Source organism: Micromonospora sp. DT31 (assembly GCF_049841795.1).
In the GTDB taxonomy this organism is placed as follows: domain Bacteria; phylum Actinomycetota; class Actinomycetes; order Mycobacteriales; family Micromonosporaceae; genus Micromonospora.
Map to the genome: position 1 here is coordinate 1 of NZ_JBNCKZ010000036.1, position 16093 is coordinate 16093.

The window sequence follows — 16093 nt, forward strand, 5'->3', positions numbered from 1 at the left end:
TTGTTGCCGGTGGAGGTGGCGACGTAGGCGTCGGCGAGGGGGCTGTGGGTGAAGGTGACCACGTCGTCTTTGCCGTCACCGTTGAAGTCGGTGGGTGACCCCGCGTAGTACCGCGCCGGAGTCGGTTGCGGTTGCCCGCAGTTGTCGCTGACCAGGTACCGCTGGTTGTACTGGCCCGGGTACGGGGCGAGCGACACTCCGTTGATCACGATCGTCTGCCCGACGCCGTTGTAGAGCTGTTCGTAGTGCACGTGCGCGCCGGAGGAGTTGCCGGTGCTGCCGGTGATGCCGATCTGCTGGCCCTGCTGCACGTACGCGCCGTCGGGCACGGAGTAGGCGGTGAGGTGGAAGTAGTACGTGGTCCACCCGCCACCGTGGTCGATGACGATGTAGTTGCCGGCCCCGCTGGGCTGGGAGTAGCGACGGGCGACGCCGGCAGCCGAGGCCAGTTGCGGGGTGCCACCGGTGGCGCCACCGTCGGCCCGGACGAAGTCCAACGCCTGGCGCACCTCGGCGCTGTGATGGCTGTAGGTCCACCGCTGCCCGCACGGGAAGGGCGCCTTGAAGTTCGGCGCGGCGAGCGCGGGCGACGGGGCGGACACCACCGCGGTGAGGGTGGCGGCGACCAGGGTGAGCAGTGCGACGAGGGTGCGCCGGGCGGCACGTGCCGGGAATCTGGACATGCGGCGACTCCTGATTGAGGAAGATGGCCTGATCGGTGCGAGGGCGCGGCGGGGCAGGGACAGGTGTCACCGTTGGGGGAGGCCCTGGCAGTTCGCGTCGGGAGAAGGGCCACGTCGCGTCCCGAGGTGCGGGACGGGCGTCGCTGAGGAGAAGTGAAACCGCCCGGTTCGGAGTCTGTCAATACCCGCCGCGATCGTCGTATCGGCGGAAAACTTCCTTCAGAACCGGCTCTGCCTGGGACTGCCGCCCGCCGCGCGCCGGTGCCGAACCGGGAAGATTCCTGCCTCCGGGGGAAAGCCGGCCGGAAGGTATTGACAAGCGTGGAAGTCGGGCAGTTAACTCGCCAGCAATCGATTTCTCGGCTTTCGTGGCTGCTCGGAAGGGACCCCGATGAGGACTCGTTTCCCCCGCTGGCTCGGCGTCGTCGCGGCGGCGTTGCTGGCCGTGGCCACGCCCGCGACCAGCGCCGCCGCCCGACCCGCCGCCGCCACGCCCGCCGCCGCGCCCCCCGCCGCCGTGGCCGTGGCCGACGACAGGGGGCCGGTCGGATGGGACGCCTACCGGCGGCTCGACCGGCTTCCCGAGCTGGCCGGCGGCACGCGCACCCACCAGTTCTCCAGCTTCGGCCGCGACGGGTCAAACGACGACGGGTTCGTCGGCACCTGGTCGTGCCTGCGGCAACTCGACGGCTGCGTGATCGCCGAGGCGCGCGGGCCCGGCGAGGTGCAGTCGATCTGGTTCACCCGCGACAGCGGCAACGTCCGCGCGACCGGTTGGATCCGCGTCGAACTCGACGGCGTCGTGGTCGTCAACGCCAACCTTCAGGACCTGGTCGACGGCCGCGTGGGCAGCCCGTTCGTCGCGCCGCTGGTCAGCAACGCCGACCAGACCTCCGGCGGCGTCACCATCAAGGTGCCCATGCCCTACCGCGAGTCGATGCGGATCACCACGCAGTACAACCCGCTGTTCCACCACGTCACCTACCGCACGTTCGCCGACGCCGCCGGGGTCACCCGGTTCGACCCGGCCGACGCCGCCACCGACGTGATCAACCTGCTGCGCGGCGCCGGCACCCGCGACCCGAAGCCGGCGCAGGCCGGCGCCTCCACCACGCGCGCCACCGTCACCGCCCCAGCGCGGGGGCAGGTGTCGCTGGCCAACCTGACCGGACCACGTGCCATCACCGCCCTGCGGCTGCGCGTACCCGACGCCGCCGCCAGCGCGCCGGGGCTCGCCGGCCTGCGGCTGCGGATGACCTTCGACGGCCGGGCCACCGTGGACAGCCCGGTGGGCGAGTTCTTCGGCGGCGGGCTGGGTGAGCGCACCGTCCGGTCGCTGATGTTCGCCATGGACCCGGCCCCCGGCGGCTGGTACAGCGCCTGGTGGCCGATGCCCTTCCGCAGCGCCGCCTCCGTCACCCTGGCCAACACGACGAGCGCGACCGTCAGCGGCGTCCAGGTGGAGGTGACCTCGGCGCCGAACACCGAGCTGACCCAACGCCTCGCCTCCGACGGCAGCGCCGGCTACTTCACCACCCAGTCGCGACGCGCGGAGACGGTCGGCGGCGCCGACTGGACCATCGCCGACCAGTCCGGGCGGGGCCGCTTCGTGGGTGTCTCGCACACCATGCGCGGCCACATCATCGGCGGGAACACCCGCAACTACCTCGAAGGCGACGAGCGGGTGTACGTCGACGGGTCACCGACGCCGCAGATCCACGGCACCGGCACCGAGGACTTCTACGAGTCGGGCTGGTACTTCAACCGCGGCGAGTACAGCGGCGTCTTCACCGGCAACACCGCCCACCTGGTGCGCGGCGGCGGCTGCGTCGACGAGTGCGACGCCGCGTACCGGCTGATGATCGGAGACGCGGTCAGCTACGGCAGCGCGCTGCGGTTCGGCATCGAGCACGGCCCGGCCAACGACATGCCGGCCGAGTACGCCTCGACCGCGTTCCTTTACACCCAGCCCACGGTCACCACCCGCCGGACCGACACGATCGTCACCGGCGACGCGGCCAGCCGCGCCGCGCACGCCTACACCGACTCGGCGACCCAGGCCACGCTCACCTCGGCCTTCGAAGGCGACGACGACAACCTTCCCCAGACCGGCCAGGTCCGCGCCACCGCCGACCCGGTGAGCTTCCGGCTCGCGGTCGACCCGGCCAACCAGGGGGTGCGGCTGCGTCGCCACGGTGACCAGGCCGGCGGCTACCAGCAGGCCGCCGTCTCGGTGGACGGCACCCCGGCCGGCGTGTGGCTCCAGCCCCTGGGCAACGACAGGCAACGCTGGCTGGCCGACGAGTTCGTCCTGCCCGCGGCCCTGACGGCGGGCCGGTCGACGGTGACGGTCCGGCTCACACCGGCAGTGGCCACGCCGGCCTGGACCGCCGCCCGCTACCTCGCCGACAGCATGGTGGCACCGTTCACCGACACCACCGCCCCGACCACGGTCGCCGGCCTCGCGCTGGGCGGCGGGCGGGTCCACGCGCTCGGCCTGAGCTGGTCGCCCTCCGCCGACGACGTCGGCGCGGTCTCCTACCGGATCTACGCCTCCCGGACGCCGGGAGTCGTCATCACCGCCGCCAACCTGGTCGGCACCACCCGCGCCACGGCGTTCCGGCACGGTCCGCTGCCGGCCGGCCAGACCCGCTACTACCGGGTCGTCGCCGTCGACGGAGCGGGCAACACCGCGGCCCCCTCGGTCGAGGTGTCGGCCACCACCCGCGCCCGCAACACCAGCGACGCCAACGGTGACCGGCGTGACGACGCGATCGACTTCACCCGGGGCCCCGCCGCCGACGTCTACACCTCCCTCTCCGACGGCACCCGCTTCGTGCCGGACGGCCGGATCTGGAACGACTTCTTCGCGGTGGACGCGGAGGTGCCGCTCACCGGCGACGTCAACGGTGACGGGCGTGCCGACATCATCACCTTCACCCGGGGCGACGCCGCCGACGTCTGGGTGGGGCTCTCCACCGGCTCCGGTTACGCCGCCGGGGTGAAGTGGCACGACTTCTTCGCCGTCGGCAGCGAGATCCCCGCGGTCGGCGACGTCAACGGAGACGGGCGTACCGACATCATCACCTTCACCCGCGGCGACAGCGCCGACGTCTACGTGGCGCTGTCCACCGGCTCGGGCTTCGGACCCGGCATCAAGTGGCACGACCACTTCGCCCTGGGCAACGAGTTTCCGGCGGTGGGCGACGTGGACGGTGACGGCCGCGACGACATCGTGACGTTCACCCGGGGTTCGGCCGGGGACGTGTTCGTGTCGCTGTCCGACGGCACCCGCTTCGTGGAGGACGGCTGGAAGTGGCACGACAGCTTCGCCCTGGGCAACGAACTGCCGGCGCTGGGCGACGTGGACGGTGACGGCCGCGACGACATCGTGACGTTCACCCGGGGTTCGGCCGGGGACGTGTTCGTGTCGCTGTCCGACGGCACCCGCTTCGTGCAGAACGCCTGGAAGTGGCATGACAACTTCGCCGTCGGCGACGACCTGCCGGGGGTGGGTGACTTCAACGGCGACGGACGGGCGGACGTGGTGCGCTTCACCAGGGGCCTGACCGCCGACGTGTACGTGTCACTGTCCACCGGCGGACTCTTCGGGCCGACAGCCAACCGGTGGCACGACCAGTTCGCCCCCGGTGCCGACCTGCCCCGTCCGAGCGTGTCGTGATGCGCGCCCGCCGTGTGCTCGCGGTGCTCCTGCTCGGGGCGGCCCTGACGGCCGTCCCGGCGGGACCGGCCGCCGCCGACGACCCGGTACGGGTCGAAGCCGAGTCGCTCGCGATCGTCTCCGCCACCGCTCCCGTGGAGGCGCAGGCCGACTGCTGCGGGGTGAGCTGGTCGGGTGGCCGGCAACTGTGGCTGCGCGCCGGCCGGGCCGGTGACTCGGTCACGCTCACCCTGCCCTCGGTGCCCGCCGGACAGTACGACCTCGGTGCGGTGCTCACCCGCGCCGGTGACTACGGCACGCTGCGCTTCGCCGTCGACGGGGTGGCGGTCGGCCAGCTCTTCGACGGGTACGCGGGCAGCGTGCAGCGCACCGGGGCGCAGCCGCTGGGCTCGGCGTCGCTCGCGGCCGGCACCCACCGCCTCACGATCACCGTGACCGGCCGCTCCGGGGCCTCGACCGGCTTCTTCGCCGGACTCGACACGGTGAGCCTGCGTCGCGTCGGCCCGCTGGCGGCGGTCACCACCACGCCGTATGAACTGCTCGGTGAGACACCGGCGCGGGGCGGCCTGACGCGTGTCTACGACCCGAGCGTCGGGGAATCGACGAACTGGTACTACAACGACCACACGCTGGTGCGGCACGAGCAGACCGGCGTCTGGCACCTGTTCGGCATCACCCACGCCGAACCCGGGGCGCCGCAGGACGAAAAGGTCTTCGGGCACGCCACGGCGCCGACCCCGACCGGTCCGTGGACGAAACGGCCGGTGGCGCTGGTCGCCGACTCCCGGGCCGGCGAGCAGTGGATCTGGGCACCGCACGTGGTGCACCACAACGGCGTCTACTACATGTACTACGCGGCCGGCAGTTCGGACTACTCCCGGTACCGGATGCACCTGGCCACCTCGACGGACATGTTCACCTGGACCCGCAGCCCGGCCAACCCGCTGTTCACCGACGGGTGGGAGGCCCGCGACCCAATGGTGACCCGGGTCGGCGACCGCTGGGTGATGTACTACACGGCGACGTCCGGGGCGTCCGGCGGCAACCACATCGTGGCGTACCGGACCAGCACCGACCTGCGTACCTGGAGCGCCCGCGCGACCGCCTACACGTCGCCGTACGTCGGGCAGGCCGGTGGGCAGACCGAGTCGCCGTACGTGGTACGCCGGGGGGACTGGTGGTATCTCTTCGTCTGCTGTGACGGCACGGACTACGGCGCCGCGTACCGCCGCACCGCCGTCTACCGCAGTCGTGACCCGTTGCGCTTCGACGGCGCGGAGAAGGTGACGGTGCTTGACGCGCACGCCGCCGAGGTCGTGGTGGACGGCTCGAACTGGTTCATCAGCCACGCCGGGTGGGGGCAGGGCGGCCTGTGGCTGGCGCCGCTGACCTGGTCCACCGGGCCGGTGGCCCGCGGCTACACGGTCACCACCGGTTTCCTCCGCGCCGACGTGCGGACCTGGCCGAACACCCGCATCGCCGAACTGGCCGTGGACCCGGCCGGCGGCGGTAACTACCGGCGGGCGCTCGACTCGTCGCACCGCGGCACCGGTCCCTATCTGGCGGTCGGCCGGTTCGACGTGACCGACCGGGCCGGCGCGCCGGCCCGGGTCGACGTGTCGGCCGACGGCTCCCGGATCAACCTGGTCGGCATCCCGTTCGGCGACGAGCCGGTCACCGCCGACTGGTTGCTCACGGTGGCGCCCCGCTGGAGCGGCTCCGGGTTGCAGAGCGACGTCACCTGGTCGGTCAACGGGTGGCCGACCGCGGCGGTGTGGGAGGTGGCGTTCAACCTCGACGGCGCGTCGCCGATGGTCGGGGACACGGAGGTGGAGGCCCGCCCGACCGGCGACGTCACAGGCATGCCGCGCTGGACGATGTCCACAGGCGACGGGCTCTCGCTGGTCGCGGTGCACCGGTGGGGTTCGGCCTGGCGCGGCGACAACACCTGGTACGACGCCGGTCACGCGATGGCGGCCTGGCAACCGTTGTGGCGCAACGGCGGCCTGTCCTGGGGGCCGGGGCAGTACGCGGGCGGGACCTGGCGGATGGTGGCGAGTGGGGTCCGGCGGGATGTTCCGTTCGCCGATACGGCCCACGCCGCGATCAACGCGGTGCCATGACGACCGAGGGTGGCGCGAACGGCCGGGTGGTGGTCGCCATGACCGGTGTGGGGAAACGGTTCGGCGGCGTGGTGGCCCTCGACGGTGTCGCCTTCGACGTGCGGGCCGGTGAGGTCCACGCGCTGCTGGGCGAGAACGGTGCGGGCAAGTCCACCCTGATCAACATCCTGTCCGGGGTGATCACCGACTACGAGGGGCAGGTCGCGGTCGACGGGGCGGCGGTGCGGTTCACCGGGCCGGCCGCCGCCCAGGCCGCCGGCATCGCGACCATCCACCAGGAGCTCGACCTGGTGCCCGGGTTGTCGGTGGCGGAGAACCTGGTGCTCGGCCGGGAACCCCGGACCCGGGTGCGGACCGTCGACCGGCGGGCGGCGGCGCGTACCGCCCGCGAGTGCCTGGGCCGGCTCGGGGCGGACATCGACCCGCGCCGGCCGGTGGGCTCGTTGCGCGTCGGGGAGCAGCAGCTCGTCGAGATCGCCAAGGCGCTCGCCCTGGACGCCCGGGTGCTGGTCATGGACGAGCCGACCGCCGCCCTCGCCGACGAGGAGGTGCGGCGGCTGTTCGCCACGATCGACGGGCTGCGCCGGCGGGGCGTGGGGATCGTCTACATCTCGCACCGGATGGAGGAGATCGAGGTCGTCGCCGACCGCGCGACGGTGCTGCGCAACGGTTCGGTCGCCGGGGTGGCCCCGGCCGGCCGGATGGACCGCCGGGAGATCATCGCGATGATGGTCGGCCCGCGCGCCGGCTCGATCTTCCAGCCTTCGGCGAGGGCCGGCGACCGGCGACCGGTGTCCGCCGGCCGGGAGCCCGTGCTCGACGTCGCCGACCTGGCGGTACGACCCCGGGCCCACCGGCCCGGCCGGTGCGAACCGGCCGGGGTGAGCCTGACCGTGCGGGCCGGCGAGATCGTCGGCCTGGCCGGGCTGATGGGCGCCGGGCGTACCGAGCTGTTGGAAACGTTGTTCGGCGCGGGATCGGCCGGCCGGCGCACCGGCGCGGTCCGGCTGGCCGGTCGGCCGTACGCTCCCCGCCACCCGCGCGCCGCGCTTCGGGCCGGCGTCGGGTTCGTCCCCGAGGACCGGCGCGGGTCGGCGCTCGTCCTCGACCACCCGGTCGGCCGGAGCATCGTGCTGGCCGCGCTGGGCCGGATGACGTCCGCCGGGTTCGTCAGACGCGAGCGGGAACGCGCCGCGGTCCGGCGGACGACGACCGACCTGGCTATCAAGACGTCGTCGGCGGCCACCCCGGTCGGGGCTCTCTCCGGCGGCAACCAGCAGAAGGTGGTCTTCGCCCGTCAGCTGCTCACCGAGCCGCGGCTGCTCCTGCTGGACGAACCGACCCGCGGTGTCGACGTCGGGGCGAAGGCCGAGATCTACCGGCTGTTGCGCCGGCTCGCCGACGACGGCATGGGGATCCTGCTGGCCTCCTCCGAACTGCCCGAGCTGCTCGGCGTGTGTGACCGGGTGGTGGTGCTGCGCGGTGGTCGCGCGGTGGCCGACCTGCCCGCCGACGGCTGCACCGGCGAGGACATCCTCGCGGCGGCGATGGGCGGAGCGACCGCCGGAAGGGACGAACGATGACCGACACCCGCGTACCGCCGCCGGAGCCGGGCGTGGCGCAGGCGGCGCCCGCCGCCGGCACGCTCGGGTTGCGGGGTGCCACCGTCCGGTGGCTGCACCGGCCGCGCAGCCGCCGGGAACTGGTCGAGCGGCTCTTCGCCGTGCAGAGTCTGTTCGCGTTGTTCGTGGTCTTCGTGGTCGCCGTCCTCGCCTCACCCCGCCGCGACGGCGAGATCCTGTTCCTGACCGCCGGCAACCTCGGCAACATCGTCCGCGCGGTGTCGGAGATCGGCATCATCGCGATCGGCATGACGTTCGTCGTCCTGCTGGGCGGCATCGACCTCTCGGTCGGCGCCATCCTCGGGCTGTCGGCCGTGGGCACCGCGACGCTTATGGTCGACTCGGGTCTGGGCATCCTGCCCGCGGTCGCCGCGGTGCTCGCGATCGGCGCGCTGTTCGGCGCGGTGCAGGGGTACGCGGTGGCCCGCCTCGGCATCCAGTCGTTCATCGTCACCCTCGCCGGCCTCCAGGTCGCCCGGGGCATCGCCCGGATCTGGTCCGGTGGCCTCGGCATCCCGATCGCCTACGGCGACGGCCCGCAGCAGGCCCCACCCGGCTTCGAACTGCTCAACGGCTCCGTCAACGGGGTCCTCCCGGTGCCTGCGGGGATCTTCGTCGGCATCGGGGTGGCCGCGATCGTCGTGCTGCGGACGACCGCGTTCGCCCGGCACGTCTACGCGATCGGCGGCAACGAGAAGGCGGCCCGGCTCTCCGGTGTCCCGGTCACCCGGGTCAAGGTGGCCGTGTTCGCCGTCGCCGGCCTCCTGGCGGCGGTGGCCGGTGTGATCCACGCCGGACAGCTCAACCAGGGCAGCCCGAACGACGGGGCCGGGTACGAACTGGACGCGATCGCCGCGGTGGTGATCGGCGGCACCAGCCTGGCCGGCGGTGCCGGCTCGATGGGCGGCACGCTGGCCGGCGCGCTGCTGCTCGGCATCCTCAACAACATCCTCGCGCTCAACAACATCGACGCCAACGTCCAACTGCTGATCAAAGGGCTGGTGATCGTGCTCGCGGCTGCCCTGCAGAAGTTGCGTCGCGGCATCGCCTGACCGAACCGACTTCGAGGAGCCATCCGATGAACAAGCGAACCACGGTGCTCGCGCTGCTGGTCACCGGCGCGCTGGCGGCGGCGACGGGGTGCAGCGTCGAAAAGCCCTCCGACGACGCCGGGAAGGCCGCTGCCTGCGGCGCGGGTAAGGACTTCCTGATCGGTATGTCCCAGGCCAACAACGCCGAGCCGTACCGGCAGGTGATGAACAACGACGTGCAGACGGCGGCGAAGGCGGTGCCCGGCTTCCGCGTGGTGGTGGCCGACGCGGCGCAGGACAACAGCAAGCAGGTCGCCGACGTGGAGAACTTCCTCACCCAGAAGATCAACCTGTTGGTCATCTCGCCCAACGAGGCCAAGCCGCTCACCGCCGTGGTGAAGAAGGCGTACGACCGGGGCGTGCCGGTGATCGTGCTGGACCGCAAGGTCGAGGGCGAGGCGTACACCGCGTTCGTCGGCGGCGACAACGTGGCGATCGGCAAGGCGGCCGGCGAGTTCTACGCCACCACCCTGCTGCCCGACGGCGGCAAGGTGATCGAGATCGCCGGGCTGCCCGGTTCGACGCCCGCCGCCGAGCGCGCCAAGGGGTTCCGCGACGGCATCGCCGGCAACCCGAAGATCCAGGTCGTCGCGTCCCAGCCCGGTGACTGGCTGCGGGAGAAGGGACAGTCCGTCGCCGACGCGCTGCTCAAGGCCCACCCGGACGTCGCCGCGGTCTACGCGCACAACGACCCCATGGCCGAGGGCGCCTACCTCGCGGCGAAGGCGGCCGGGATGGAGCGCGGGATCAAGTTCACCGGTATCGACGCGTTGCCGGTGCCCTCCGGCGGGATCAAGGCCGTCGAGCAGGGCCGCCTCGCCGCGACGTTCCAGTACGCCACCGGCGGTCGGGAAGCCGTCGAGCTGGCCCGCAAGCTCCTGGTCGACTGCGACACCGACGTCCCGCGCAGCACCACCCTGGACACTATGCGGATCACCAAGGACAACGCCGCCGAGGCGTACACGAAGCTCGGCGGCCTCTGATCGGGGCCCGGGACTGCGGAGCGTGAGTGTGGACGTCGGGATGCTGGCGGTGGGGGCCAGCGGCACGCCGTTACGACACCGAGGTCCAGGACCGGTACCGGCCGTGGACCGTCTCCGACATCACCGGGCTCAGCCACCAGATCCCGGCCCGGCCCATCGGCGCCGGCTTCGGTGCCGCCTTCCTGGTCGCCCGGTAGGAACGCCTGCCGGGCACGTCCCGCCCCGCCCACCGCCCGCCAGCCGAGGGAGCGCCCCATGACCCGTTACATCCTGCCTGTGCCGGTCGAGCCGCCGACCGCACCGCCCCACACCGTCTACACCGTCGCCAGCGGCGACCTGCGGCTCAGCGCCAACGTCACCTGCTGGCCCACCCAGCGGAAACTGGAGGACGACCTTGCCACCGCCGTCACCGCGCTCGGCTGGCAGACCCGGCGGGGCCACGCCGTCGACCCGGTCGTCGGGCACGGGTTCCTGGACAGCCAACGGGCCGGGATCGAGGCCTTCCGGACGATCCCCGCCGACGCCCCGCTCGTCGTGGTCGAGGCGGTGTGGCAGTACAGCCACCACGTGCTCGCCGGGCTGCGCGCCCACCGCGGGCCGATCCTGCTGGTCGCCAACTGGAGCGGGCAATATCCGGGGCTGGTGGGTCTGCTCAACCTCGCCGGCAGCCTGACCAAGGCCGGCGTGCCGTACTCGACGTTGTGGAGCGAGGACTTCACCGACGAGTGGGCGCGCGACGGCCTGAAGAAGTGGCTGGAGACCGGGGAGCTGGTGCACGACGAGAGTCATGTACGCCCGCTGCCGACGCTGGCGTCGGACCCGGAGGTCGAACTCGGCGTGGCGCTGGCCCGGCAGCTCGTCACCGAACGGGCCATCATCGGCGTCTTCGACGAGGGCTGCATGGGCATGTACAACGCCATCATCGACGACGAGATGCTCAACCCGCTCGGCATCTTCAAGGAACGTCTCTCGCAGAGCACACTGGTGGCGGAGATGGCGCGGGTGCCGGATGGGGAGGCGCGCGCGGTGCTCGGCTGGCTCGACGCGGCGGGGATGACGTTCCACACCGGCACGGACGAGGCCACCGAACTGACCCACGCCCAACTGCTCAGCCAGTGCCGGATGTACATCGCGGCGCTGCGTATCGCCGACGACTTCGGCCTGGACGCGGTGGGGATCCAGTACCAGCAGGGACTGAAGGACACCGTGCCGGCCAGTGACCTGGCCGAAGGGCTGCTGAACAACGTGTCGCGTCCGCCGGTGACCAGCCGCGACGGCACGCGGGAGTTGTACCCGGGTGTGGCGTTGCCGCACTTCAACGAGGTCGACGAGGGTGTGGCGGTGGACTCCCTGGTCACCAACCGGATCTGGACCGCGATGGGGTTCGACCCGGCCACCACGTTGCACGACATCCGCTGGGGAGAGCAGTACGGCGAGCACTTCGTCTGGGTCTTCGAGATCTCCGGCTCGGTGCCGGCGTCGCACAACGGTGGCTACGACCGGTCGTACAGCATGCGTCAGCCGCCGATGTACTTCCCGCTCGGCGGCGGCACCCTCAGCGGCGTGTCGAGGCCGGGAGAGATCGTCTGGTCGCGGGTGTTCGTGATGGACGGCGGCCTGCACGTGGACCTCGGTCGCGGCACCGTGGTGGAGTTGCCCGAGGCGGAAACCCGGCGTCGGTTGGACGCCACCACCCCGCAGTGGCCGATCATGCACGCGGTGCTGCACGGCGTGGACCGCGACCAGTTGATGGCCCGGCACCGGGCCAACCACGTGAACGTCGTCTACGCGCCCGACGCCGAGAGCGCCGACCGGGCGTTGCGGGTCAAGGCCGCCTTCTTCGTCGAACTGGGTGTCCAGGTCCACCTGTGCGGTGCGGTCACGATCTGAGCGGGCCGGAGACGGTCGGCGACTCGGTGCCCCGCCCGTCGACCGTGCCGCGCGGCCGGGGGCGGTTGGTGGCATGGCGCCGCCGCCCGGCGGACGGGGCCGAGCTTTCGCGTATTCGCAGCTCGGTGCGGAGCACCACGGTCGAGGTCGACCTGGCCGGGTCGGCGATCCGGTCGACAAGCAGCGTCGCCGCCGTCCGGCCCAGCTCGTAGGTGGGCTGCGCGACGGTGCTCAGCGAGGGCCGGACCAGGTGTGCCCACGGGATGTCGTCGAACCCGACGATGCCGAACTGGTCCGGTACGCCGATGCCGTTGTCCACCAGGCACTCGACGGCGCCCACGGTCATCAGGTTGTTGGCGGCGAACACCGCGTCGGGCGGCTCGGCGTTCGCCAGCAGTGACGCCATCGCCCGGTAGCCGCCCTCCTCGCGGAAGTCGGCGTGCCGGATCAGGTCCTCCGTCACCTGTCGACCGCTCGACCGCAGCGCCGCGCGGTAACCGCGCAGTCGTTGCAGCGCGGTGGAGATCCGGCGAGGGCCGGTGATGCAGGCGATCCGCCGGTAGCCGCTGTCCACCAAGTGGGCGGTGGCCGACTCGGCTCCGTGGGTGTTGTCCACGAGCACCGTGTCCACCTCGACGCCGGCCGGTTGCCTGTCGATGGCCACGACGGGGATGCCCGCCTGCACCAGCCGCTTGATCAGGGCGGGCCGACCGGAGGAGGAAATGATCACTCCGGCCATCCGCTCGCCGAGCGCCGCCGCGACGTACCGGGCCTCCTTCTCCGGGTCCTCGTCGCCGTTGCACAGCACGACGGAGAAGCCGGCTTCCTGTGCCACGTCCTCGACGCCCCGGACCATCGCGGTGAAGAACGGGTTTCCGATGTCGGAGATGATCACCGCCCAGAGGCTGGTCCGGCTCCGGCGCAGGCTGCGGGCGACCGCGTTCGGCCGGTAGTCGAGGTCCTGCGCGGCCTGTCGCACCCGGGCGGCCATGTCCGGGTCGACGGAGGCGCGGCCGTTGAGAACCCGGGAGACGGTCGCGGGCGATACGCCGGCGCGACGCGCCACGTCGTAGATGGTGGTCATCCCGCTCCCGTTGTCCGTCGCCCGGGTCTGAAATCGTATACCGGTCAAGCAATCGATTTCCGGCCGGGGTAGGACTCCGGTGCCTGCCGCCGAGCCGCGCTATTGACATCGATGACGATGACTACGAAACTCGTCAGCAATCGATTTCTCACCCCTGCCACGCCGCCCCGGTCCCGCCCACCGCGGACCGCGACGGCACCACCTTCCGGTCCTTCTTCGACACCCCCGAGGAGTACGGTGAGACGAAATCTGCTGGCGACGCTTGTCGCGCTTTGCACCGCCACAGCCGCCGCGATCAGCGCCCCGGCCGCCGCCGTACCGATGGACACGCTCGCCTGTCCGTCGGTCCCGGCCAACCACGACCCCGCCATCACCCTGATCGTCTATCGGGTGGCCCGGTCGTACAACGCGAACGACAAGGTCACGCTCTCCGCGTTCGAGGCGGGGTGGGTCGAGTCCCACATGAACAACCTGCCCTGTGGTGACAAGTCCAGCCTGGGCGTGTTCCAGCAGCGCTGGGACTACGGGTGGGGCACCCGGGAGCAGATCATGGACCCGGTCTACGCCACCCAGCAGTACGTCAGCCGTGCGATCACCTGCGACCGCAACAATCCCGGCTACACCGCCGGCCAGGTCGCCCAGTGCGTACAGCGCTCCGGCTTCCCCGACCGGTACGACCAGGTGGCGGGGACGGCGCGGACGCTGCTCAACCAGGCGGCGCGCACGCACGGCATGGCCGGCGGGTCGTCGACCGACGTCAACGGCGATGGCCGCGACGACATCCTCACCTTCACCCAGAATGCCGGCGCCGACGTCTACGCGAGCACCTCCACCGGAAACAGCTTCGCCGGGACGTCGGTGAAGTGGAACGACTTCTTCTCCATCGGCGGGGAGACCGCGTCGACAGGTGACGTCAACGGCGACGGCCGCGACGACATCGTCACGTTCGCCCACGGCAACACCGGCGACGTGTACGTGGCGTTGTCCGACGGGTCGGCGTTCACGTCACCGGGCAAGTGGCACGAGTGGTTCGCCCCCGGAGCGGAGATCGCCGCCGTCGGTGACGTCAACGGCGACGGCAAGGACGACATCGTCGCGTTCACCCACAACGGCACGGCGGACGTGTACGTGGCGCTGTCGAACGGATCGTCCTTCGTGGGCACGGCGGTGAAGTGGCACGACTTCTTCTCCATCGCCGGGGAGTTCCCCGCGTTGGGCGACGTCAACGGCGACGGCAAGGACGACATCATCACCTTCACCCAAGGCCCAGCCTCCGCCTCCGACGTCATCATCGCCCTGTCCAACGGCACCTCCTTCGGCGCCCCGCAGAAGTGGCACGACCTGTTCGCCGTCGGCGCCGAACAACCCCGCGTCGGCGACATCAACGGCGACGGCAAGGACGACATCGTCACCTTCACCTGCAACAACGACGCCGACGTCTACGCCGCCACCTCCACCGGCGGTGGTTTCGTCGGCACCACCGTCAAATGGCACGACTTCTTCTGCCTACCCGGTGAGTTCCCCTACCTCGGCGACGCCAACGGCGACGGCAAGGACGACCTCATCGTCTTCACCAAGGGCAACACGAACGACGTGTACGTGGCGTTGTCCACCGGCACGACGTTCGGTGCCTCCAGCAAATGGCACGACTTCTTCGGCCTCAACGGTGAGGCGACCCTGTGATGCCCGGATGGGAGGCCCCCGTGGCCGGAACACGACGGAAATGGCGGCGCGGCGGCACCGCGCTGCTGGCCGCGGCGCTTGTCGGCGCGGTCGCGGTCCAGCCGGCGCCGGCGAGCGCGGCACCGGCGGCACGCGGCCCGCTGGACGCGGCCTTCGTGCGGGCGGCGGGCGAGTTCGACGTCCCCCGGGACGTGCTGGTCGCGGTCGGCTACGGCGAGTCCCGGCTGGATGGGCACGACGGCAAGCCGAGCCAGGCCAACGGCTACGGGGTGATGCACCTGGTGAGCAACCCGACCCGACACAGCCTGGAACGGGCGGCGGCGTTGACTGGTGAGCCGGTCGCTCGGCTGAAGACTGTCACCCCGGCCAACATCCGCGGCGGCGCCGCGGTGCTGCGCGAACTGGCCGACGCACAGGGGTTGACCGCCGCCGACCGGGACCGGGTCACCGCCTGGTACCCGGTGGTGGCGGCGTACGGCGGCGCGGCCACCGACGCCACTGCCCGCCTGTACGCCGACGGGGTCTACGAGCTGCTGCTGCGGGGCATCCCGGGCGCGGTCCCGGTGCGGGCACACCGGGCGGAGCCGGAGCGGGGCCGCTACGCCACGGTGGACCCGGCGGGCACCGACCCGCGCACGCTCGCCGCCGCGGTGCCGGAGTACCCGCCGGCCCGGTGGGTCGCGGCGAACGGCGCCAACTACGGCGCCGGGCGGTCCAGCCGGATCACGACCGTGATCCTGCACGTCACGCAGGGGTCCTACGCCGGAACGATCAGCTGGTTCCAGAACCCGTCGTCGGGCGTCAGCGCCCACTACGTGGTGAAGTCCAGCAACGGCGAGGTCACCCAGATGGTCCGCGAGGGGGACACCGCCTACCACGCCCGGGGTGGCAACGCGTACGGCGTCGGCATCGAGCACGAGGGCTACGTGGACAACCCGGCGTGGTTCACCGACGCGATGTACCGCTCCTCGGCCGCGCTGACCCGCTACCTGTGCGACAAGTACGGCATTCCGAAGAACCGCACCGGCATCAAGGGACACAACGAGATCCCGGGCAACAACCACACCGATCCGGGGCCGAACTGGAACTGGAACTACTACATCTCGCTCGTCAACCAGGGCGGCGGGGGAGCGGCCGGGCGGTATTTCGGTGGGTCACCCACCGACTTCAACGGCGACGGCAAAGACGACGTGGTCACCTTCACCCACAGCCCCCTCGCCGACGCCTACGTCGCCACCTCCACCGGCAACAA

General features: G+C 71.7%; 11 protein-coding genes. 9 read left to right on the plus strand and 2 right to left on the minus strand.

Annotated features, from left to right (window positions below; translation table 11 throughout):
* Positions 1–683 (minus strand): M23 family metallopeptidase (locus ACLQ2X_RS27860; RefSeq protein WP_425684051.1); only part of this gene is annotated, 683 nt, incomplete at its 3' end.
* A gap of 391 nt (positions 684–1074) precedes the next feature.
* Between ACLQ2X_RS27860 and ACLQ2X_RS27865 the strand changes: the two genes are divergently transcribed.
* Genes ACLQ2X_RS27865 through ACLQ2X_RS27895 form a run of 7 tightly spaced genes read left to right on the plus strand, consistent with a single transcriptional unit; the run spans position 1075 to position 12074 of the window.
* A complete protein-coding gene (locus tag ACLQ2X_RS27865) occupies positions 1075–4365 on the plus strand; it encodes a DUF2961 domain-containing protein (RefSeq protein ID WP_425684052.1) in 3291 nt (1096 codons plus the stop codon).
* Positions 4365–6488, plus strand: coding sequence for a family 43 glycosylhydrolase (locus ACLQ2X_RS27870; protein ID WP_425684053.1), 2124 nt, complete (start codon positions 4365–4367; stop codon positions 6486–6488). The genes ACLQ2X_RS27865 and ACLQ2X_RS27870 overlap by 1 nt, the downstream gene beginning before the upstream one ends.
* Positions 6485–8071, plus strand: coding sequence for a sugar ABC transporter ATP-binding protein (locus ACLQ2X_RS27875; RefSeq protein WP_425684054.1), 1587 nt, complete (start codon positions 6485–6487; stop codon positions 8069–8071). The genes ACLQ2X_RS27870 and ACLQ2X_RS27875 overlap by 4 nt, the downstream gene beginning before the upstream one ends.
* Positions 8068–9162 (plus strand): ABC transporter permease, encoded by a 1095-nt coding sequence (locus tag ACLQ2X_RS27880; RefSeq protein ID WP_425684055.1) that lies wholly within the window; start codon positions 8068–8070, stop codon positions 9160–9162. Before ACLQ2X_RS27875 ends, ACLQ2X_RS27880 begins: the two co-directional genes overlap by 4 nt.
* Before the next feature lie 26 nt (positions 9163–9188).
* Positions 9189–10184 carry a substrate-binding domain-containing protein gene (locus ACLQ2X_RS27885; RefSeq protein ID WP_425684056.1) on the plus strand — a complete coding sequence of 332 codons (996 nt, stop codon included), beginning with the start codon at positions 9189–9191 and terminating at the stop codon, positions 10182–10184.
* Between the two features lie 26 nt (positions 10185–10210).
* Positions 10211–10381, plus strand: coding sequence for a hypothetical protein (locus ACLQ2X_RS27890; protein ID WP_425684057.1), 171 nt, complete (start codon positions 10211–10213; stop codon positions 10379–10381).
* A gap of 58 nt (positions 10382–10439) precedes the next feature.
* The gene (locus ACLQ2X_RS27895) at positions 10440–12074 is read left to right on the plus strand and encodes a fucose isomerase (protein WP_425684058.1); all 1635 of its coding nucleotides are present in this window, start codon (positions 10440–10442) and stop codon (positions 12072–12074) included.
* Here ACLQ2X_RS27895 and ACLQ2X_RS27900 read toward each other — a convergent pair.
* Complete coding sequence (locus ACLQ2X_RS27900; protein ID WP_425684059.1) at positions 12064–13158, minus strand: LacI family DNA-binding transcriptional regulator; 1095 nt, start codon at positions 13156–13158, stop codon at positions 12064–12066. The genes ACLQ2X_RS27895 and ACLQ2X_RS27900 overlap by 11 nt on opposite strands.
* A 237-nt stretch (positions 13159–13395) precedes the next feature.
* On the opposite strand from ACLQ2X_RS27900, the gene ACLQ2X_RS27905 reads away from it, so the two are divergent.
* Together ACLQ2X_RS27905 and ACLQ2X_RS27910 are read left to right on the plus strand one after the other, a co-directional pair.
* Positions 13396–14841 (plus strand): FG-GAP repeat domain-containing protein, encoded by a 1446-nt coding sequence (locus tag ACLQ2X_RS27905; RefSeq protein WP_425684060.1) that lies wholly within the window; start codon positions 13396–13398, stop codon positions 14839–14841.
* Between the two features lie 20 nt (positions 14842–14861).
* The coding region (locus ACLQ2X_RS27910) for an N-acetylmuramoyl-L-alanine amidase (RefSeq protein ID WP_425684061.1) at positions 14862–16093 on the plus strand (1232 nt) is incomplete at its 3' end.